The following is a 20236-nucleotide window of genomic DNA, read 5'->3' on the forward strand; positions in this document are numbered from 1 at the left end:
GTCAGCGCTCCGCGGGCTGGATGTAGACGACGCCGGACCCCTGGAAGGACAGGCTGTAGTTCTCGCCGCTGCCTTCGCCGATCATCGTCTTCCAGGAGATGTCGGTGACGAAGGACTGCTGCAGCTGGCCACGGTGGGCGATGAAGCAGTCGGGGTCGACCACGAGCGGGAACTGCGGCGAGACCTCGAGGGCGATCATCGGCCCGTCCGAGAGGACCGCGGCGGTGCCCATGCCGGTGACGGTGGTGGTGAAGAGGCCCTGCCCGCTGCTGGCGCCGCGCAGGCCGGCGAAGGCGACGTCCGTGCGCAGGCTGCCGTCGAGCGCGAGCAGGGAGCTCGACTCGACGTGCAGGGTGTCGCCCTGCAGCTCGACCAGCTCGACCTCGGTGGCGTTGGCCGCGCAGTAGACGATGCCGTTGCCGGTCATCTCCATGAGCTCCAGCGACTCGCCCGTCACCTTGCGCTTGATGGCGGCCTTGAGGCCGCCGCCGCCGCTGATGCCGGAGTGCTTGAACGTCACGCTGCCCTCGTAGGCGACCATCGAGCCGGTGAGCGCGCGCACGGTGTCGCCGGCGAGGTGCACCTCCAGCACGCGCGAGCCGTTCATGCGGAACTGCGCCACCAGCCTCCCCCTCCTGCACCGCCGCGGTCGGCGGGCGCGGAGGCAGTCTGCCGCAGGCGTACCTGCACGTCGAGCACTTCCGGGCAGTGCCTCTGTCGCGCTGCGAGCGAACACCTGTCGACAGGAGCGGCCCCGACCGGGCAGGCTGGCGCTCGGCAAGGCATGCGAGCAGGAGGAGTCGTCAGTGGGATCGTGCGATCACGTCAAGGACCTGCCCGGAGCGGTGGAGCCCTCGACGCGCGAGGGGTGCGAGGAGTGCCTGCGCATCGGGGCGTCGTGGGTGCACCTGCGCGAGTGCCTGAGCTGCGGCAAGGTCGGGTGCTGCGACTCCTCGCCCAACAAGCACGCGAGCGCGCACTTCCAGCAGGCCGGCCACCCGGTGATGCAGTCGTTCGAGCCGGGCGAGGACTGGCGCTGGTGCTTCGTCGACGAAGTGGTCGTCTAGGTGGCGGGTGCGGCCTCAGCGGCGAAGCCGATCCTGCTGACCGTCGACGACGACCCGGCGGTCTCCCGCGCCGTGGCGCGCGACCTGCGCCGCCACTACGGCGAGGACTACCGCGTCCTGCGCGCGTCCTCGGCTGCCGAGGCGCTCGACGCGCTCAAGGAGGTCAAGCTCCGCGGTGAGCGGGTTGCGGCGATCCTCGCCGACTACCGCATGCCGCAGATGAACGGCATCGAGTTCCTCGAGCAGGCGATGGACCTGTTCCCGCGTGCGCGGCGGGCGCTGCTGACGGCCTACGCCGACACCGACGCCGCGATCCAGGCGATCAACGTGGTCGACGTCGACCACTACCTGCTCAAGCCGTGGGACCCGCCGGAGGACAAGCTCTACCCGGTGGTCGACTCGCTGCTCGAGACCTGGCAGGCGCTCGGCGACTCCCCGGTCGACGAGGTCAAGGTCGTCGGCCACCGCTGGAACGCGCGGTCGCACGGCGTACGCGACTTCCTCGCCCGCAACTCGGTGCCCTACCGCTGGTACGCGTCGGACGAGCCCGAGGGCCGCCGCCTCCTGGAGGCGGCGGGCGCGACGGGCGACGACGTACCCCTCGTCGTGCCGCCGTCGGGCGAGGCGCTGCGCGCGCCCGACAACGCGACGCTCGCCGCGGCGGTGGGCCTGAGCACCGAGCCCAGCGTCGACTTCTACGACCTGGTCATCGTCGGCGGCGGCCCGGCAGGGCTCGGCGCCGCTGTCTACGGCGCCTCGGAGGGGCTGAAGACGGTGCTGGTCGAGCGCGAGGCCACCGGCGGTCAGGCCGGCACGTCGTCGCGCATCGAGAACTACCTCGGCTTCCCCGACGGCGTGAGCGGCGGCCAGCTGACCGAGCGTGCCCGCCGCCAGGCGCTCAAGTTCGGCGCCGAGCTGCTCACGACGCGCGACGTCGTGCGGCTGGAGACGCGCGGCCCGGCCCGGGTCGTGCACTTCGCCGACGGCAGCGAGCTCTCGGCGCACGCCGTCGTCATCGCCACCGGGGTGTCCTACCGGCGCCTGCCGGCGAGCGGTGCCGACGACTTCCAGGGACGCGGGCTCTACTACGGCTCGTCGGCCACCGAGGCGCCGGCGTGCAGCGGCAAGGACGTCTACATCGTCGGCGGCGCCAACTCCGCGGGGCAGGCGGCCGTCTTCTTCTCCTCCTACGCGCGGCGGGTCGTGCTGCTCGTGCGCGGGCCGGGTCTCGAGGCGACCATGTCGCACTACCTCATCGAGCAGCTGGCCGGCATCGAGAACGTCGAGGTGCGCACCTGCACCGAGGTGGTCGAGGCCCACGGCGACGAGCACCTCGAGCGGCTCGGGCTGCGTGACAGCGCGACGGGCGAGGTCGAGCTGGTCGAGACGCCCTACTGCTTCGTCTTCATCGGGGCCGAGCCGCGCACCGACTGGCTCGACGGCGTCGTCTCGCGCGACGAGCGGGGGTTCGTGCGCACCGGGCCCGACCTCGTGGTCGAGGGCCGCAAGCCGGCGGGATGGAACCTGGACCGGGAGCCGTTCTACCTGGAGACGAGCGTGCCGGGCGTCTTCGTCGCAGGTGACGTCCGGTCGGCGTCGGTGAAGCGGGTGGCGTCCGCGGTGGGCGAGGGTGCGATGGCCGTGACCCTGGTCCACCGCTACCTCGATCGGTCCTAGGGAGCAGGTCATGAGCATCGCGCAGGTGGGCGGCGTCGTCCGGGGTGCCGGTCCGGAGCGGCTGGTCACCTCCACGGGGGTGCTGCTCTCGACCGACGAGCTGCGCCAGCTGTTCCTTTTCGAGTCGCTCGACCAGCACAAGCTGGCCTGGCTCGCCGAGCACGGCTGGGTGCAGGACTTCCCGGCCGGCTCGACGGTGCTGCGCGAGGGCGACCCGGCCGACGCGTTCGTCGTCCTGCTCTCGGGCACCATCACGCTGAGCCGCATGGTGCAGCGCGACGACGTCGAGATCGTGCGCAGCGACCACGTCGGCTCCTACGCCGGCGCGACCCAGGCCTACCTCGGCGACCGCACGTCGCAGACCTACCTGCAGTCGATGCGCGCCGTCACCGACGTGCGGCTGTTCGTGCTGCCCGCGGCGGTGTTCGGCAAGATCGTGCGCAAGTGGTTCCCGATGCCGACCCACCTGCTCGAGGGGCTCTTCCTCGGCACCCGCAACTCCAACGAGATCGTCGGCCAGCGCGAGCGCCTGGTGGCGCTCGGCTCGCTGACGGCCGGGCTGACCCACGAGCTCAACAACCCGGCGGCGGCGACCTCCCGGGCCGCGGCGACCCTGCGCGACCGCCTGGCGGCCATGCGCCACAAGCTCAAGGGCCTGGCCTCGGGAGCCATCAAGCCGGAGCAGCTGCTGGCCCTCGCCGACTGCCAGGAGGCGGCGATCGCGCGCATCCCCACGGCGCCGAAGCTCGGCGTGGTCGAGACCAGCGAGCGCGAGGACGAGTGGGCCGACTGGCTCGAGGACCACGGCATCGCCCGCGGCTGGGAGATGGCCGCGACGTTCGTCTCGGCGGGGCTCGACCTCGAGTGGGGCGACGACGTCGCCGCGCGCACCGACATCGAGAACCTCGAGCTGGCCATGCGCTGGCTCGCCTACACCCTCGAGACCGAGCTGCTCATCGGCGAGATCGAGGAGGCCGCGGCCCGCATCTCGACGCTGGTCGGCGCGGCCAAGCAGTACTCCCAGATGGACCGCGCGCCGCACCAGGACATCGACGTGCACGACGGGCTCGAGTCGACGCTGGTGATGCTCAGCCGGCGCATCGGCGACGACATCGTGGTGGTCAAGGAGTTCGACCGCTCGCTGCCGAAGATCCCTGCCTACGGCGCCGAGCTCAACCAGGTCTGGACCAACTTGATCGACAACGCCATCGCGGTGATGAAGGGCGGCGGCACGCTGACCCTGCGCACCTCCCTCGACGGCGAGTCGGTGCTGGTCGAGGTGTGCGACACGGGGCCGGGCGTGCCCGAGGAGCTGCGCCAGCGCATCTTCGAGCCGTTCTTCACCACCAAGCCGGTCGGCGAGGGCACCGGGCTCGGGCTCGACATCTCGTTCCGCATCGTGGTCAACAAGCACGGCGGCGACCTGCGGGTCGAGTCGGTGCCCGGCAACACCTGCTTCCAGGTGCGACTGCCGCTGGTCGAGCCCGCGCGCGACTGACCGCACGCGGGCTCCGGCCAGGGGAGCCGCTACGAGGCGCAGACGGTGGCCTCGACCGCGGCGTTGAGGTGGTTCAGCGGCGCGTACGTCGTCGGCAGCGCCGTCGTCACGACGACCGCACCACGCCCGTCCTCCGTCACCAGGTCGCGGCTCTCGAAGCCGGGGATGTCGCCGCCGTGGCCCCAGGCGGTGACGCCGCAGCTCAGCGTCTTCTTCGCGAGGCCCAACCCGTAGCGCCAGCGGCCCGTCGGCTCGAAGCCCGGCGCCGCGACCGTGGTCTCCATCTCGCGCTGCTGCGCCGGCTGCAGCAGCTTGCCCCCGACGACGGCCTGGTAGAACGCCAGGACGTCGCTCGGCGTCGCGATGAGCTCACCCGCGGCCCAGCCGATCGAGGGCTCGAAGGCGGTGATGTCCTGCCACGGATCCCCTGGTGCTGCGGCGAAGTAGCCCTGCGGGTGCGGTGCCCGGATGCGCAGGTTGCCGGTGGCTGGCCAGTAGGTGCGGGTCAGGTGGAGCGGGCGCAGGATGCGGTCCGTGATCTGCTCGTTGATCGGGCGGCCGGTCACCTGCTCGACGACGAGCCCGGCGAGCAGGTAGTTGGTGTTGCTGTACTCCCACGTGGTGCCGGGCGCGAAGTGGCTGCGGTGCGACAGGGCGTGGTCGAGCAGCGTACGCGGCTGCTGGTAGGTCCTCGCCGCCCTCGACAGCGGCGTGGGGAGGTCGTCGTCGTAGTCGGGCAGCCCGCTGGTCTGCTGCAGCAGCTGGCGGACCGTGATGCGCCGACCGTCGTTGCCGTTGTGCCGCACCAGGCCCGGGAGGTAGGTCTCGACCGGCGCGTCGAGGTCGACGAGGCCTTCGCCGACGAGCTGGAGGACGACGACGGCGGTGTAGGTCTTGGTGTTGCTGGCGATGCGGACGTAGCCGTCGGTCGGCACCTTCGCACCGGTGGCGAGGTTGCCGACGCCGGCGGTGTAGTTGCGGACCTCGCCGCCGCGGGTGCTCACCGAGGCGAGGACGCCGGGTACGCGGTCCGTGCCGACCAGCGCGGCCAGCCGTCGCGACGTGGCGTCGGGGTGGGCGGTGGCGGCGGTGCGCGCCGTCGCGGTGCTCGCCGTGGAGGTGCTGGCACCTGCCGTGCTCGCGCCGAGCAGTGCGGTGCCGGCGAGGGTGCCGGCGGCCGCGACGAGCGCCAGCCGACGGCGTGCGCCGGTGCGGCGGAAGGGGTGCGGGGGAGTCATGCTCGCTCCTCGGATCGGGGTTCTGCTGACCTGGTCAACACAACCCCGCGAGCGTTCCCGGCACGATCCTGCGGGCCGGTGTCCTCCTGGTGGGGTCTGCCCTACTTCGCGCCGGATGCGGCGCGCACGCGCCAGGCCCGCCAGCCCTCGAGCCCGAGGTCGCCCACGAACGACACACCGCCGAAGACCAGCGCCGTGCCGAGCGACTGGGCCGCGGAGGCGTGGTGCACCAGCAGGTCGAGCAGGCCGAAGCCGAGTGCCATCGCCGCCCCGCCCGCGGTGGCCGCTTGGAGCGCCTGGGGCAGCGGGAGCGGCGGGCGGCTCACGCGTCCTCCTCCGGCTCGCGGCACAGGCAGAACGGATGGCCGGCGGGGTCGAGCAGCACGCGTACGTGCTCCTGCGGCTGGTGCTCCGCGAGCGTCGCGCCGAGCGCGACGGCGTCTTCGACCGCCGAGTCCAGGTCGCCGACCTGGAAGTCGAAGTGCATCATCGGCCGCTGGCTGCCGTCGACCGGCGGCCACACCGGCGCCGAGTAGTCGTCCGCCTGCTGGAAGACCACGAAGGGGCCCTCGGGAGCCCCGAGGATCGCGGTCCCGGGCTCCTCGTGCCCGACCGGCCAGCCGAGCAGCTCCGAGTAGAACCGGGCCAGGGCGCTGGGGTCCGGCGCCTCGATGGCGGTGCCCCACCACATGCCGGCGGTCCGCGATCTCATGGGTCCGACTGTGCCGGAGTCCAGGTCACGGTGTCCAGGGCATGTCGAGAACGCCGCGCCAGCTCCGACCAGAGGGTGCAGCGCGGCCACAGAGGCGGCGCGGGAGAGGATGGCGAGATGCGCTACATGCTGATGCAGGCCTACGGTCCGGTCGAGCTCCAGGACTGCCCGCCGATGACCGAGTGGGCGCCGGAGGACGTGCGGGCCCACATCGAGTTCCAGCACACGCTCAACGCCGAGCTGCTGGCGAGCGGCGAGCTGGTCGACGCGCAGGGGCTGGCGGGTCCCGACGTCGCGAAGTTCGTCGTCTCCGACGGCGTGAACCCGCCCAAGGTGGTCGACGGGCCCTACCCCGAGTCCAAGGAGCTGCTCGCGGGCTACCGGCTGGTCGACGTCGACAGCGTCGAGCGCGCCCTCGAGATCGCGGCCCGCTCGTCCGCGGCCCCTGGCCCCGGCGGAGCGCCGCTGCGCATGCCCATCGAGGTGCGCCAGGTGCTCGGCGCGCCCGACCCGGAGGTCTGACCACGGCCGAGCTCGAGGGCCTGCTGCGCGAGCTCGCGCCGCAGGCCCTCGCCGCGGTGGCGCGGAGGTACGGCGACTTCTCCGACGCCGAGGACGCCGTGCAGGAGGCGCTCGCCACCGCCGCCGTGGAGTGGCAGGACGCGCTGCCCGAGCGCCCGCTGGGCTGGCTGGTCACGGTGGCCTCGCGCCGGCTCGTCGACGAGTACCGCCGCAACGACGCCCGCCGGCGGCGAGAGGACCTGGCCGCGTCGTTGTCGATCCACCCCGACCAGCCGGCGCCCGCCTCGGACGACTCGCTGCTGCTGCTCTTCCTGTGCTGCAACGACGCGCTGTCGCCCGCGCTCGCAGTGCCGCTGACCCTGAGGGCCGTTGCGGGTCTGACCACCCGCGAGATCGCCGCGGCCTACCTGGTGCCAGTGGCCACCATGGCCCAGCGCATCAGCCGGGCGAAGGCGGCGCTACGCGGGCGACGGGTCGAGATGCCCGCCGACTCCCGTCAGCGGCTGCGGCCGGTGTGCGAGGTGCTCTACGTGCTCTTCACCGAGGGCTACACCTCCTCCAGCGGCCCCGACCTCGCCCGGGTCGACCTGTCGGGCGAGGCGATCCGGCTGGCCCGGATGCTGCAGGCCGCGTTCCCGGACGAGCCGGAGGTCGCCGGCCTGCTCGCCCTCATGCTGCTGACCGACGCGCGCCGCCCCGCCCGCACGGCGCCCGACGGCGCGCTGGTGCCGCTCGCCGAGCAGGACCGCTCGCTGTGGGACCGCCGCCTCGTCGCCGAGGGCATGGTGCTGCTCAACCGGACGCTGGCCACCGGCCGCATCGGGGAGTACCAGCTGCTCGCCTCGGTCGCGGCGCTGCACGACGAGGCGCCCAGCGCTGAGGAGACCCGCTGGGACCAGGTCGCCGCCGTCTACGCCCGCCTGGAGGCGCTGACCGGCAACCCCGTGGTCCGGCTCAACCGCGCGGTGGCCGTCGCGATGGTCGAGGGACCTGTCGCCGGGCTCGCGCTGCTCGACGGGCTCGAGCTGCGCGACTCGCACCGGCTGCACGCCGTGCGCGCGCACCTGCACGAGCAGGCCGGCGACCGGAGCGCCGCGGCGGAGGGGTACGCAGCGGCCGCCGCCCGCACGGACAACGCTCGCGAGCGCGACTACCTGGTGGCGTGCGCGGCGCGCGTCGGCGGTCACTGACGGGGCACCGCCGCATCCGCTGGTCCCGGCAGCCCTTCGCCGGGGCACCCCTCGAGCACGTGCTGCATCGCCACCCGCTCGCGCGCGGTGACGGCGAGCAGGTAGCGCCTCTTCACAGCGACCTGCCTGGCGACGTAGGTGCACCGCGCGGCCGGCTCGGGCGGCAGCCACCGGGCGGCGTCCTTCGAGCTCTTCGCCTGGTTGAGGGGCCCGTCGACCGCCAGCAGCTCGAGCGGGTCGTTGGCGAACTGTTCCCGTTCGACGTCGGTCCACGAGCTCGCGCCGGTGCGCCACGCGTCGGCGAGGGCGACGACGTGGTCGATCTGCACGTCGTCGCTGGTGCTCGGTCCGTAGCGGAAGCGGATCTGCTCGCCGGAGTACGGGTCGTCCAGCACTCCGCTCTCCACCGTGCACCCGGCGGTGCCGGCCCGGAACCGCACGTCGCGCAGGTCGCGCCGCAGCACCTCCTGCCGCGTGCCGCAGCCGTCGTGGTCTAGGTCGGCCCAGCCGTCGCCGAAGCGGTCGCGCCGGTAGGTCGGCACCACTGCGTCGGCCCGGGCGGTCGCGAGAGCAGCCAGTGCCCCGAGCGCCGAGCCGCCCGACGTCTGCGGTGGCTGCGGCGCGGTCGCGGCGCGCGGGTCGCAGCCGCCCAGGAGCAGCGCGACGCCGGACGCGAGCGCGACGGCGAGCGCGCGACGGCGCAGGAGGGGCACAGGAGGCATGGTGCCGGAAGGCACCGACAACGCCGCTCCGGCGGTCCTACGATCGGCCATGGCCTTGCTACGTGCGGTCGCACTCGCGCTCGGCGTCGGAGCCCTCGTCACGGGCGCCGTCGCCGTCTTCGTGTCCGAGAACGAGACGGGCACGGCCGCGCTCGTCGTCTCGGGCGTCGCCCTGGTCGGCTTCGCACTACTCGGTGACCGCATCGACTCCATCGAGGGGGCGGGCGTGAAGGTGCTGCTGCGCAAGGCGGACTCGAAGTTCGCCCAGGCCGCGCTGGCCGAGCGGGCGGGTCGGTCCGAGGACGCGTCACGGCTGCGCGGCGAGGGCCAGCAACTGCTTGCGGCGGCGCATTCGTTGGGCAGCGAGTACGAACGGGTCCGCGGCGCGCACGAGTCGGGCGCCACGCGTACCCAGCTCATGGAGACGCTGATGAGCCAGGGCCGTGCGCTCGCGCCGCAGCTGACAGACGTCCAGCAAGTGCGCTCGGCGTTCAGCGCCGGCGGCGACGGCGACCGGATCTCCGCCATCGCCATGATGCAGGGGCGACCGGAGCTCGCCGACCTCGACTGCCTCCTCGACGCAGTCGAGCACTCCCGGTCGGCCTTCGAGCAGTACCAGGCGTTGAAGGCGGTCCGGATGCTGCTCGACGGCGGGCTGGACGCACGCCAGCAGCGCTCGGTCCTCGACGTGCTGGAGCGCAGCAGCTTCGACGGTCACGACCGCAGGTGGTTCGCCGACGACATCCGCACCCGGCTGTCCGGCGTCGAGGGCCATTGACGCTGCTGCGTCTCGCGAGCACGCTGAGGACCCGCCACCGGGGGCCCCGGCGCGGCGGAGGGCGCAGCCCATGGCGAACATCGCTCCTCAGCAACAACCCCAGCAACAGCAACCCGTGGAGCAGCACGTCGGCCGCATGACGGTTCACGACCGGGTCCTGCTCGCCCTGCTGGTCCTGGTCGTGCTGTGCCTGGCCCTCCCGCAGCTCGACTTCGGCTGGACCGCGAAGGTGCTTCCGACGACGGCGCGGCTGCACCCGTACCCCGCGACGAGCAGGGTCTGCACCGACCCGGGCACCCGTCCGACCGCTCCGCGCGCACCCGCGGCGCCCGTCAACGTGGCCGCCTTCACCGGCGGCACCGGAGGCGCGACCGGCCCGACGTTCGAGCTGCGCGTCGGCCGCGACGGTCGCATGGTCGTCGAGCGGCTGCTGGGCATGGAGATCCGCGGCGGTGGGAGGCTGCCGGCGACGGCCCGGCTGCGCGCGATCGTGGGTCCTTTGCACCACGACGGTGACCGGCTGCAGTTCCCGCCCGAGCTGGTGTCGGCGTGGTACACCGGCACGCCGAGCGGCAGCAGCGTGAACTTCTCGTTCTGCGCCAGCCCGCAGAACGTCACCACACGGCTTCCTGCAGGCCGCTACACCGGGACCGTGCGCATCGAGGACCCCCGCGCCACCGGCGGCACGGTGCCCGTCACGGTGCTGGTGGTCTACCCCCGGCTCGCGCTCGTGGCGGCGGCCGGGCTGCTGGCGGCGGGTGCTGGTGTGACGTGGGCCTGGCTGGTCCGGCTCGGAGGAGGGACCACGCAGGAGCGCCAGCACCCGTGGGTCCTCGTCGTCGTGCGCCTGGCCGCGATGCTGGTGAGCTTCGGGGTCATGGACCGGCTGGTGCTGCAGGACGCCGGCTGGGACGGCAGCTGGACGGCCTACGGCACCCTCATGGGCGCGGTCTTCACCGCCGTGGTCGCGGCCGTGCCGACGCTGCGGGCGATCGGCACCCGCGTCACCAAGTGAGAGGCCCCGTCCCGTCCGCGGTGCGCGGACGGGACGGGGCCTCCGTCGAGAGCTGCCTCAGTGCTGCGTGGCAGCCCCGCCGTCGTAGGCGATGGAGAACACCTTGATGCGCGAGTTCGTCGGCAGCGTGATGCTCACCAGCGTCTTGCCCGCGGCCAGCGCCTCGGGCGCGGTCGCGAACAGCCACGGCTTGGCCGGGTCGTTCGTCTGCGTGAAGCGGTCGCGGTACTCCGCCCGCGCGATCCCGATGTTGCCGAACCTCGGCGTCGCCGACAGGTCGCCGCCGAGGCTCCAGTCGCCGAACGCCAGCGCGACCTTCGCGGTCGAGCCGTCCGAGTAGGTCAGGGTCGCCTGCTCCTGCGCGTCACCGTTGTTCGCCGCCCCCACGAAGGAGATGTGCTTCGCGGTGGCGGGCAGGCCGGCCATGTCGAGCGTCTGGCCGTTGGCCGCGACGCTGTCGGGGTCGCCAGGAGCGAACTTCGGCAGCACGTAGGTCAACGACGTCCCGGGGACGGTCAGCCGCGTACCCTGCACGACGCCCTTGGCCGCGAGCGCCTGCCGCGAGTAGTAGAACCCCTCGGCGAAGTCGGCGTTGCCGACGCCGTCGTCACCGATCGACGTCGTGGTGACGTAGGCCCGCAGGTTGTCCGGGCCCGGCAGCACGAGCAGGTCGTCGATCAGGGGCAGCAGCACGTCCTTGGCGTGCGCGCTGACCTTCGACGCCTTGGCGACCGCGACCGCGGAGCGCAGGGACGTCAGGGCGGTACGCATCGCCGCCCCGTCGCCCGCGGCCTCCGCCTGCTCGGCCGAGGTCACCAGCGCCTGCAGGTCCTTGCTCGTGCTCGAGGCGATGTCGCCGCTCGTGGTGAGGTGGGCGACCGCGTCGCGGACCCCGCTCACCCCGGACGCCGGCGCCACCCACTGCGACACCACGAGCAGCACCGCGTCGCGGGCGGCGGGCGTCAGCTTCGACGCCGATGCCGTCTGCAGCCGCGAGCTCAGCCGGCGCAGGGCCGCGAGGACCGCTGCGTCGTCGCCCTTGTCCTCCGCCGACTGCGCCGCGGCCACGTCGGCCTGGGCGTCGCGACCGAGGCTCGCGCTCATGCCGCCGCTCGCGACCGCCGCCGCGACGGCGTCACGGACCTCGCTCACCTTCGGCTTGCCGGTCAGCAGCTCCACCTCGGCGAGCGAGACGGTGTCGCCGGAGCCCGCCGTGACCCGCAGCCGGTAGGTGCGGAACACCTGCGGCGAGGCGATGCTGAAGGCGCGTGTCTGCAGCCGCCACGGGAACGACTGGTCTGCCCTGGTGTCGAGCGTCGTCCAGGTGGCCCCGTCGTTGGAGCCCTCGAGCACCCAGCTCTTGGGGTCGCCGGCGGTGCTGCCCGAGGTCAGCGTGTACATCGAGGCGCGTGCCGACGTGCCCGACAGTGCGAACTGCACCGTGGGAGTGGCCGTCGGGAACGTGACCCGCGTGTCCGAGCTGTTGTCGAACAGCAGGGTCGCGTTGGCACCTGCGCTGGTGGTGCTGGCCATGCCCTTGCGCGGGCCGGTGGCGTCGGCCAGCGGCGCGGGCGCCTGGCCCGGCGGTGTGATCGACGGCGGGGCGTCGTCGGCACCGGTGCCCCACGCCGAGGGCGTCGAGCCCATCGTGAAGTCGATGGTGGCGCCGTTGGCGAGCTCGTCCTGCGTGAAGTACGTCTTGCTGTGCTCGGCGCCGTTGACCTTGACGTCCTGCACGTAGACGTTCGACGTGCTGTTCTGCGGGGCGTTCAGGACGATGTCCTTGCCGTTCTCCAGGTGGATCGTGGCCTTCTGGTAGAGCGGCGAGCCGATCGCGTAGGTCGGGTTGCCCATCTGCAGCGGGTAGAACCCGAGCGAGCTGAAGATCTGCCACGCCGACAGCTCGCCGTTGTCCTCGTCGCCCGGGTAGCCCTGGCCGATCTCGCTGCCGGTGAAGGCGCGGGACAGCGCCTCGCGGACGACGGACGCCGCCTTCGAGGGCTCGCCGGCGTAGTCGTACATGTAGGGGATGTGGTGCGAGAGCTGGTTGCTCAGGCCCCACTGGCCGAGACGCACGTCGCGCGCCTCGAGCATCTCGTGGATGGTGCCGCCGTAGGAGCCGGGGAAGCCGGCCGTCTCGGGCGTGCTGAAGAACGTGTCGAGCTTGTCGCCGAGCTTGTCCTTGCCCCCGAGCAGGTTGGCCAGGCCCTGGCCGTCCTGCACGGCGTGGAAGGCGAAGTTCCAGCCGTCGCTCTCGGTGAACTCGTTGCCCCAGACGCGGGGGTCGAAGTCGGCGGTCGACTGCCGCCAGTCACCCGCTGCCGTGCGCCCCTCGAAGAAGCCGACCGCGGGGTTGAACAGGTTGACGTAGTCGAGCGAGCGGTTGAGGAAGTACTGGTAGTTCTGCAGGTACTCCGCGTGCCGCGGGTCGCTCGAGGTGGTCGTGTCGTAGAGCCGCTTCGACAGGTTGGCGATGCCGTAGTCGTTGAGGTAGCCCTCCAGCGCCCACGACGCGCTCTCGCCGGTGCTCGTCGGCGTGTAGCCGAGGAAGATCGACTGGTTGAGGCCCTTGCGCCCGACGTTCTGGTTCGGCGGCGCGACCGTCGCGTTCTTGAGAGCCGCGTCGTACATCGACTGCACGTCGATGCCCGGCACGCCCTTGAGGTAGGCGTCGGCGAAGGCGACGTCGGAGCTGGTGCCGGTCATGATGTCCGCGTAGCCCGGCGACGACCAGCGCGAGACCCAGCCGCCGTCCTTGTACTGCTGCACGAACCCGTCGACCATCTCGCCGGCCTCGCTCGGGTAGAGCAGCGAGTAGGCGGGCCAGGTCGTGCGATAGGTGTCCCAGAGCCCGTTGTTGACGTAGACCTTGCCGTCCTTGACCGGTGCGCCGGTGTGGTCAGCAGTGGTCCCGGCGGGCGCCGGGTTGCTCGACGTCGACGACTGGACGACGTGGCGGTAGACCGGCGCCGCGGCGGACCCGGTGTTCTCGAACGCCGAGTTCGGGTAGAGGTTGAGCCGGTAGAGGTTGGAGTAGAGCGTCGTCAGCTGGTCCTCGGTGGCGCCCTGCACCTCGATCACACCGAGCTGCTCGTCCCACGCCGCCTGGGCGCGGGCCTCGACGGCGTCGAAGGTGTCGGACGGCGAGATCTCGAGGTCGAGGTTGTGCTTTGCCTGGTCCACGCTGATGAGCGAGGTGGCGATGCGCATGCCGACCGTCCGCGAGCTGCCGGCGTCGAAGCGCAGGTAGCCGCCGACGTCGGCCCGGCCACCGCCGTTGAGCCTGCCGCCCGCGGTCACCGGCCGGTCGAAGGTCGCGTAGACGAACATCCGCGTCATGCCGACGGAGTTGCCGCCGCTGCTGACGTCGGTGTAGCCGGACAGCGCGCCGTGCTCGGCGTCCAGGGTGAGCCCGCCGTCGTTGGTGATGTTGTCGAACAGCAGGCTGGCGCTGTCGCCGGGGAACGTGAAGCGGAACATCGCCGCGTGGTCCGTGGGCGTGAGCTCCGCCTTCAGACCGTTGTCGAAGGTGACGCCGTAGTAGTGCGCCCGGGCCGTCTCGTTGCTGTGCGAGAACGTCAGCTCGCGGTCCTGGCGGTCGAGGCTCGGGGTGCCGGTCGCGACTGACGGCATGACCTGGAAGGTCTGGCGGTCACCCATCCACGGACTGGGCTCGTGGCTGAGCGAGAACGCCTGCAGGCTCGGGCGGTTCTGCTCGTCGTTGGCCTTCTGGTACTCGTAGAGCCAGCTGGTGCTGCCGGCGTCGGTCACCGGCGTCCAGAAGTTGAAGCCGTGCGGCAAGGCAGTCGCCGGGAAGTTGTTGCCCCGCGAGAAGCTGCCGCTCGCGTTCGTGCCGCGGGTGGTCAGCACGTGGTCCGACGGGCGGGGTGAGGTGTTGTGCACCGCGTGCTGCGTGAGCGTGATGTCGTCGATCCAGCCGCCGAAGTCGGCGGGCCCGGCCGGGTTGTCGTAGCCGACGAGGATGCGGTCGACGGTCTTGCCGGCAGCGACGTCGCCGATGCGCGAGCTCTCGGCGTTCCACTGGTTGGTGTAGAGGACCTTCGACTCGCCCTGCCCGCGCGGGCTCAGCGGCTTGCCGTGCTGGTCGACGGCGCCCAGCGAGCTGAGCAGCGTGCCGTCGGTGAACGCGAGGTCGACCGCAGCGTAGGTGCTGGGGTTGCGGAGGTCCGTGCCCTCCTGGTCAGGGAAGATCTTGTAGGAGAGCTCGGTCGCCGCGGTGACGGGGATGTCGACGTCGAGCACCTTGTTGTAGGAGTACGCGCGCCCGTCCGTGACGTGCTGGCCGGCGTAGCGCAGCGAGTGCGTGCCGGTCCAGCCGACCTCCGGGGCGCTGTTGTAGCCGCCGCGCGGGCCGGTGCCGGCCTCGGTCGTCATGGACCCGGCCGGCGGGGGAGCGTCGTCGCCGTTGGACAGCCGCCACTCCGAGAGCTGCACGAGGTCGGCGCCGTTGGTGGCGCTGATGTCCAGCCGGTAGTAGGGGTAGGCGGTGGTGTTGCTGAAGTCGAAGACGCGCTGGGCGAAGCGGTCGGCGAAGGTCTGGCCGGTGCGCGAGTCGAGCGTCGTCCACGTCTTGCCGTCGGGCGAGCCCTGGAAGCGCCAGTCGCGCGGGTCGCGGCCAGGCTCGTCGTTGGCCGTCGTCAGCGCGTAGCGGGACACCGCGGTGGGCTTCGACAGGTGGTAGTCGATGGTGCCCTTCGAGTCGAAGGCCAGCCACTTGCTGTTGACGTCGCCGTCGGGCAGGTTCTTGGCCACCTCGTTGGGCGGGTTCTCCGCGCTCGCGGTGACGGAGTCGACGAGGTCGGTCACGTCGCCCGGGATGCTGCCCTTGCGCGGCGCGTGCACGCCGTCGGCGCGCGCGGTGCCGTCGGGCGCGGTGTCGACCGTGCTGGTCCACGTGGGTGCCGGGTCGGCGGTCTCGAACGACGTGGCGAACTCGCCAGGACCCGCGGGCGCTGCGGACGCGGCAGGCGCCGCGGCCAGGGTGCCCGCGCCCAGCAACAGGGCAGTGGTGATGGATAACGTTATCTTCGCGCGGATCCGGACAGGCCGGATCGGAGAGCGGAGCAGCACGGCGTCCTCTCGTGTCACAGGTGGGTCCGCGGGGTCGCGGGGGTGACAACGGGCGCGACGAGCCGTGCAGGCGAGTGCGACGTCGTTGTCGATCCGCACCAAACCAGACGTTCTCAGCACATGTCAACAGGTGGTCCGGACCTCGAGACCGTCCGCCTGCGCGACCACCACGGAGCCCTCCCGGTCGACCTCGACGCGCAGCTCGGCGCCCCCTGCGCGCAGGCCCGAGACGTGCAGCGCGCCGAACGGTGCGGGGCGAGCGGGACGCACCGACACGTACCCCTCCGGCACGTGCGCCTCGAGGCCCAGCGCCGAGGTGAGCAGCACGACGGCGGCGGCGGCGGACCACGCCTGCGGCCGGCACGCCGCCGGGTAGGGGACGGTCCTCGGCACCTCGTCGCGCGGCAGGCCGGCGAAGAGCTCGGGCATGCGGTCGTCGAAGTCCACCGCGGCGGCGAGGAGTCCCGCCATCAGCGGCTCGGCCGTCGTCGAGAGACCGGCGCGCGCCAGGCCCGCCACGGCGATGGCGGTGTCGTGGGGCCAGACCGAGCCGCAGTGGTAGCTCAGCGGTGAGTAGCCCCCCATGCGTGTCGACATCGTGCGCAGCCCGGACCCGCTGCTCATGTCGGTGCCCACCAACCGGTCCGCGACGAGAGCGGTCTCCTCCTCGTCGAGCAGCCCGGTGCCGAGCAGGTGTCCCAGGTTGCTCGTGACCGAGTCGACGAGCCGGCCGTCGCCGTCCAGCGCGAGGGCGGGGAAGCGACCCTGGCCGTCCGAGGTCCAGAACCGCTCGCGGAACCGCGCGGCCATGTCCGCGGCGTAGGAGCGCCAGCGCTCGGCGCCCGGCCGCCCGAACGCGTCGAGGAGCGCGGCACCGGACAGCGCCGCCTCGCACGCGTACGCCTGTGCCTCGCACAGCGCCACCGGACCGGCCGCGCGTGTGCCGTCTGCGAAGCGGATGCTGTCGCCCGAGTCCTTCCAGCCCTGGTTGGCGAGGCCGGACCCGGTCTCGTCGACGTACTCGAGGAACCCGTCGCCGTCGGGGTCGCCGTGGGCCGGCATCCACTCGAGCGCCCGCTCCATCGCCGGCAGCAGCGCGCGCACCTCGTCCTCGGGCAGCCCCCACCGCCACGCGTCGTGGAGCAGGCAGACCCACAGCGGGGTGGCGTCGACCGTGCCGAAGTAGAGCGGCGGCAGCTGCATGCGCTCGGCGTCGTGCACGGTCGCCACGCGGCGTAGCTCGTGGGGGATCTTCCCCGGCGCCTCGGCGGTGCGCGGGTCGACCGTCGTGCCCTGCCGCGCGGCGAGCGCCCGCAGGGTGCCGCCGGCCAGACGGGTGCCGAGCGGCAGCAGCATCCGCGCGGCCCAGATGCCGTCGCGCCCGAAGAGGGTGAAGAACCACGGCGCACCAGCGGCGAGGAAGACGTCGTCCGGGGAGTCGGCCGGAGCCATGCGCAGGGCGTCGAGGTCGTCGAGGGCGCGCGCGACGAAGGCCCGGAGCCGCCGGTCGTCGGCGGTGACCTCAGGGGTGCTCCACGTCGGTGCCGCCGGTGCCGACACCACCGGGGCGTCGGCGGTCAAGGCCCGCACCTGCCACCGCACGGCGGTCGACGCTCTCGGCCCGACCGACAGCTCCCACGTGAGGTACGCGGTGGTGCCCTCCACCCGCACGTCGGCGCCCGGAGCCGAGACGCGTACGACTGTGGTGCCGTCGCTCCACTCCAGGCCACTGGCGCCCGTGCTCGGGGCGAGCGGTGCAGCAGTGCCGCCGGACTTCACCACCTCCATGGCCGCCAGGTCGACCTCTACCGCGACCGACAGCGACGTCGCGACCGGCGCCGCAGCGGTGGACACCAGTCGCAGCTCCTCGTCGCTGCCGTCGACGACCGCGTGGCGCTCGCGCTCGAGCCGCACCGTCGGGTCGGGCCCGGGGTCGCCGAGGGCGCGGGTGAGCCCGACGAAGAGCGCGTGGTCGGCGCCCAGCGGACCGCCCGCCACCGGCTCGGGTGGCTCGCCGCCGACACGCACCTCCGCCCGGGAGACGACGCGGACGTCGCCGGCGAAGACGCCCTGCACGCCGCCGGGCAGCACTTGCCCGGACGGGGCGGACAGCGCCGCGCTCGGTGCGCGCAGGGTGGCGACGAGGTCGTGGAGCAGAGGCTGTCGTGCGACGTCCACGGCGGTCTCCCGGGGTGACTGGCCGGCTCGGCGGCGACGGTGTCGCCGGAGCTGTGGGCTTGACAGGTCGGTGGTCGCGAGGAACGCTACTCCCATCTTTTGAGCGTTCAAACGCGGCCGATGCGGCTTTTGAACGTTCATACCGAGCCCACGAGGAGGTGTGCTGGCATGGCGGACCGCTTCCCCGACGACGCTTCCGCGTCGGCACGCCCCACGCTCGAGAGCGTGGCCCGCCATGCCGGGGTCTCCCGCCAGACCGTCTCCAACGTCCTGCACGCGCCCGACCGCGTGAGCCCCGACACCGCCGAGCGCGTGCAGCAGGCGGTGGCCGAGCTCGGCTACCGGCCGGTGCGCGCGGCCCAGCAGTTGCGTACCGGCCGCTCCCGGGTGCTCGGCCTGCGCATCGACCCGCAGGGCGGCGACGGCGTGAGCGGCGCGGTCCTCGACCGCTTCCTGCACGCCCTGACCGAGCGCGCCCAGGCCGACGGCTACCGGGTGATGCTGTTCGCGGCCGAGGACGACGCCGGCGAGATCGCCGCCTACGACGACCTGCTCGGCACGCTCGACATCGACGGCTTCCTGCTGACCAGCACCCACTACGGCGACGTGCGGACCGCGTGGCTGCGCGAGCGCGGCGTGCCCTTCGTGACCTTCGGCCGGCCGTGGGGCGCCGAGGAGGACCACGCGTGGGTCGACGTCGACGGCGCTGCGGGCACCTCCGCGGCGGTCGCGCACCTGGTCGCCGAGGGCCACGAGCGGCTCGGGTTCCTCGGGTGGCCAGCAGGCTCCGGCGTGGGTGACGACCGCCTCCGCGGCTGGCGTGCCGGCCTCGCCGCCGCCGGCCTGACGGAGGGCCCGGTGCTCGCCGCCTACGCGGAGGAGGAGCGCCTGCGCGCCGCGGAGCTGCTCGACGAGGGCGAGGTGACCGGCGTCGTGTGCGCGAGCGACTCGCTCGCGGTCGCCCTGCGCGCTGCGGCGGAGGAGCGCGGCCTCGTGCTCGGCCGCGACCTCGCTGTGGTCGGCTTCGACGACTCCTCGGCGGCCTCGGTGCTGGGGCTGTCGAGCGTGGCCCAGCCCGTGCGCGAGGTGGCCGCCGAGTGCGTACGCCTGCTGCGCCGCGCGATCGAGGAGGGGCCGCGGCCCTCGGCCGCCGACCGCGTCCTGCTCGAGCCGCACCTCGTGCCGCGCGCCTCCAGCGTCAAGCACGACTGATCCCCGACAGACCCGCGGACCCACCGCGTACGTACGAAGGAGTACCCGATGTCACCGACCGTCCGCAGGACCGTCCTCGCCGCCCTGGCGTGCGGCAGCCTGGCGATGACCGCAGCGTGCGGGGGGAGCGGGTTCAGCGACGGCGGCGGCTCGGCCGCCGCGCCGTCCTCGTCCTCCGGTGGCAGCGCCGGCGGCTCCACCGCCCCGGTGTCCGGAGCGAGCCTTCAGGTGCTGATCGCCTCGAGCGGTGCGCCCGAGACGAAGGCCGTCACCGACGCAGCCAACGCCTGGGCGTCCACGAGCGGCAACAAGGTCACCGTCACGCCGGCGCAGGACCAGGCGCAGCAGCTGAGCCAGGGCTTCGCGAGCGGCAACCCGCCGGACGTCTTCTACGTCGACGCGTCGAAGATCGGCGACTACGCCAAGGCCGGCAACCTCGAGCCCTACGGCGACTCGTTCCCCGGCAAGGACTCCTTCACCAAGTCGCTGCTCGACGCCTTCACCTACGAGGGCAAGCTCTACTGCATCCCCAAGGACGCCTCGACGCTCGCCCTCGAGATCAACACCGACCTGTGGAAGAAGGCGGGCCTCGCCGACGCCGACATCCCGACCACCTGGGACCAGCTCGAGACCGTGGCGAAGAAGCTCACCGCCGGCAAGGTGGTCGGTCTGGCCATCGGCGACACCCGCGACCGCATCGGTGCGCTGATGCAGGAGGCCGGCGGCTGGATCGTGGGTGACGACGGCAAGACGGTGACCGCCGACTCGCCCGAGAACCTGCAGGCGCTGCAGTACCTGCAGAAGCTGCTCAAGGAGGGCGTGGCGAAGTACCCGAAGCAGCTCAGCGCAGGTTGGGCCGGCGAGGCCTTCGGCAAGCAGACCGCCGCCATGACCATCGAGGGCAACTGGATCGTCGGTGGCCTCAAGTCCGACTACCCCGGCGTGAAGTACCAGGTGGCCGAGCTGCCCGCCGGCGCGAAGGGCAAGGGCACGCTGACGTTCACCAACTGCTGGGGCATCGCCGCGCAGAGCAAGAACAAGGCCGCGGCCCAGCAGCTGGTGCAGGCGCTGACCACCAGCGACCAGCAGATGAAGTTCGCCGACGCCTTCGGCGTCATGCCCTCGCGGGACGACGCACTGCCGATGTACGAGCAGAAGTTCCCGGCGCAGGCGGCCTTCGTGGCCGGTGCGAAGTACGGCAAGGGCCCGGTCAACGCGCCCGGCATGACGCCGGTCCTCGCCGACTTCGACACCCAGCTGCAGAAGCTCCCGGGGGCAGACCCGAAGCAGATCCTGTCGTCGCTGCAGAAGAACGCCTCCGCGGCGCTGAAGTAGC

16 protein-coding genes are annotated in these 20236 nt (G+C 72.6%); 9 read left to right on the forward strand and 7 right to left on the reverse strand.

Annotated elements, in window-relative coordinates; all coding sequences use genetic code 11:
- Nucleotide 1: 1 nt before the first annotated feature.
- Entirely contained in the window at nucleotides 2–607 is a 606-nt protein-coding gene (locus CLV35_RS14230) for an AIM24 family protein (protein WP_121194345.1), read from the reverse strand.
- Between the two features lie 199 nt (nucleotides 608–806).
- Between CLV35_RS14230 and CLV35_RS20560 the strand changes: the two genes are divergently transcribed.
- Genes CLV35_RS20560 through CLV35_RS20825 form a run of 3 tightly spaced genes read left to right on the forward strand, consistent with a single transcriptional unit; the run spans nucleotide 807 to nucleotide 4242 of the window.
- Nucleotides 807–1067 carry a UBP-type zinc finger domain-containing protein gene (locus CLV35_RS20560; protein WP_231121822.1) on the forward strand — a complete coding sequence of 87 codons (261 nt, stop codon included), beginning with the start codon at nucleotides 807–809 and terminating at the stop codon, nucleotides 1065–1067.
- A complete protein-coding gene (locus CLV35_RS14240; RefSeq protein ID WP_231121823.1) occupies nucleotides 1068–2744 on the forward strand; it encodes an FAD-dependent oxidoreductase in 1677 nt (558 codons plus the stop codon).
- Nucleotides 2745–2754: 10 nt separating this feature from the next.
- Nucleotides 2755–4242: an ATP-binding protein gene (locus CLV35_RS20825; protein ID WP_121194147.1), complete on the forward strand. Its 1488-nt coding sequence runs from the start codon at nucleotides 2755–2757 to the stop codon at nucleotides 4240–4242.
- Nucleotides 4243–4271: 29 nt separating this feature from the next.
- Here the strand turns inward: CLV35_RS20825 and CLV35_RS14250 are convergent, their stop codons facing one another.
- From CLV35_RS14250 to CLV35_RS14260, 3 genes are all read right to left on the reverse strand, one after another.
- Nucleotides 4272–5480: a serine hydrolase domain-containing protein gene (locus tag CLV35_RS14250; protein ID WP_121194148.1), complete on the reverse strand. Its 1209-nt coding sequence runs from the start codon at nucleotides 5478–5480 to the stop codon at nucleotides 4272–4274.
- Between the two features lie 101 nt (nucleotides 5481–5581).
- On the reverse strand, nucleotides 5582–5806 hold the full coding sequence (locus tag CLV35_RS14255) for a hypothetical protein (RefSeq protein WP_121194149.1): 225 nt from the start codon (nucleotides 5804–5806) through the stop codon (nucleotides 5582–5584).
- Nucleotides 5803–6192, reverse strand: a complete 390-nt coding sequence (locus CLV35_RS14260; RefSeq protein WP_231121824.1) for a VOC family protein — start codon at nucleotides 6190–6192, stop codon at nucleotides 5803–5805. The genes CLV35_RS14255 and CLV35_RS14260 overlap by 4 nt, the downstream gene beginning before the upstream one ends.
- A gap of 117 nt (nucleotides 6193–6309) precedes the next feature.
- Here CLV35_RS14260 and CLV35_RS14265 point away from each other — a divergent pair, with 117 nt between their 5' ends.
- Together CLV35_RS14265 and CLV35_RS14270 are read left to right on the forward strand one after the other, a co-directional pair.
- On the forward strand, nucleotides 6310–6714 hold the full coding sequence (locus CLV35_RS14265; RefSeq protein WP_121194151.1) for a YciI family protein: 405 nt from the start codon (nucleotides 6310–6312) through the stop codon (nucleotides 6712–6714).
- Entirely contained in the window at nucleotides 6711–7904 is a 1194-nt protein-coding gene (locus CLV35_RS14270) for an RNA polymerase sigma factor (protein WP_121194347.1), read from the forward strand. The genes CLV35_RS14265 and CLV35_RS14270 overlap by 4 nt, the downstream gene beginning before the upstream one ends.
- On the opposite strand, the gene CLV35_RS14275 is transcribed toward CLV35_RS14270, so the two are convergent.
- Nucleotides 7898–8626 (reverse strand): HNH endonuclease family protein, encoded by a 729-nt coding sequence (locus CLV35_RS14275; RefSeq protein WP_407938212.1) that lies wholly within the window; start codon nucleotides 8624–8626, stop codon nucleotides 7898–7900. The two genes, CLV35_RS14270 and CLV35_RS14275, sit on opposite strands and share 7 nt — an antisense overlap.
- Nucleotides 8627–8675: 49 nt before the next feature.
- Here CLV35_RS14275 and CLV35_RS14280 point away from each other — a divergent pair, with 49 nt between their 5' ends.
- Together CLV35_RS14280 and CLV35_RS14285 are read left to right on the forward strand one after the other, a co-directional pair.
- Complete coding sequence (locus CLV35_RS14280; protein WP_121194153.1) at nucleotides 8676–9404, forward strand: hypothetical protein; 729 nt, start codon at nucleotides 8676–8678, stop codon at nucleotides 9402–9404.
- Between the two features lie 115 nt (nucleotides 9405–9519).
- Nucleotides 9520–10419, forward strand: coding sequence for a hypothetical protein (locus CLV35_RS14285; RefSeq protein WP_121194154.1), 900 nt, complete (start codon nucleotides 9520–9522; stop codon nucleotides 10417–10419).
- Nucleotides 10420–10476: 57 nt separating this feature from the next.
- Here CLV35_RS14285 and CLV35_RS14290 read toward each other — a convergent pair whose 3' ends face one another.
- Entirely contained in the window at nucleotides 10477–15453 is a 4977-nt protein-coding gene (locus CLV35_RS14290) for a GH92 family glycosyl hydrolase (protein ID WP_183062012.1), read from the reverse strand.
- A gap of 180 nt (nucleotides 15454–15633) precedes the next feature.
- Nucleotides 15634–17688: an amylo-alpha-1,6-glucosidase gene (locus CLV35_RS14295; RefSeq protein ID WP_231121828.1), complete on the reverse strand. Its 2055-nt coding sequence runs from the start codon at nucleotides 17686–17688 to the stop codon at nucleotides 15634–15636.
- A 168-nt stretch (nucleotides 17689–17856) separates the two neighbouring features.
- Here CLV35_RS14295 and CLV35_RS14300 point away from each other — a divergent pair, with 168 nt between their 5' ends.
- Both CLV35_RS14300 and CLV35_RS14305 read left to right on the forward strand, forming a co-directional pair.
- A complete protein-coding gene (locus tag CLV35_RS14300; RefSeq protein ID WP_121194156.1) occupies nucleotides 17857–18900 on the forward strand; it encodes a LacI family DNA-binding transcriptional regulator in 1044 nt (347 codons plus the stop codon).
- Nucleotides 18901–18948: 48 nt separating this feature from the next.
- Nucleotides 18949–20235, forward strand: coding sequence for a sugar ABC transporter substrate-binding protein (locus CLV35_RS14305; protein ID WP_121194157.1), 1287 nt, complete (start codon nucleotides 18949–18951; stop codon nucleotides 20233–20235).
- Nucleotide 20236: the final 1 nt, after the last annotated feature.

Origin of the sequence: Motilibacter peucedani (assembly GCF_003634695.1) — a bacterium.
GTDB classification, from domain to species: Bacteria; Actinomycetota; Actinomycetes; order Motilibacterales; family Motilibacteraceae; genus Motilibacter; species Motilibacter peucedani.

Bases quoted from the DNA above. Each gene is read 5' to 3' on its own strand.
- CLV35_RS14305 (WP_121194157.1), top strand. From the start codon at position 18,949: ATGTCACCGACCGTCCGCAGGACCGTCCTCGCCGCCCTGGCGTGCGGC.
- CLV35_RS14265 (WP_121194151.1), top strand. From the start codon at position 6,310: ATGCGCTACATGCTGATGCAGGCCTACGGTCCGGTCGAGCTCCAGGAC.
- CLV35_RS14300 (WP_121194156.1), top strand. From the start codon at position 17,857: ATGGCGGACCGCTTCCCCGACGACGCTTCCGCGTCGGCACGCCCCACG.
- CLV35_RS14260 (WP_231121824.1), bottom strand. From the start codon at position 6,192: ATGAGATCGCGGACCGCCGGCATGTGGTGGGGCACCGCCATCGAGGCG.
- CLV35_RS14250 (WP_121194148.1), bottom strand. From the start codon at position 5,480: ATGACTCCCCCGCACCCCTTCCGCCGCACCGGCGCACGCCGTCGGCTG.
- CLV35_RS14275 (WP_407938212.1), bottom strand. From the start codon at position 8,626: ATGCCTCCTGTGCCCCTCCTGCGCCGTCGCGCGCTCGCCGTCGCGCTC.
- CLV35_RS14230 (WP_121194345.1), bottom strand. From the start codon at position 607: ATGAACGGCTCGCGCGTGCTGGAGGTGCACCTCGCCGGCGACACCGTG.
- CLV35_RS14280 (WP_121194153.1), top strand. From the start codon at position 8,676: ATGGCCTTGCTACGTGCGGTCGCACTCGCGCTCGGCGTCGGAGCCCTC.
- CLV35_RS20825 (WP_121194147.1), top strand. From the start codon at position 2,755: ATGAGCATCGCGCAGGTGGGCGGCGTCGTCCGGGGTGCCGGTCCGGAG.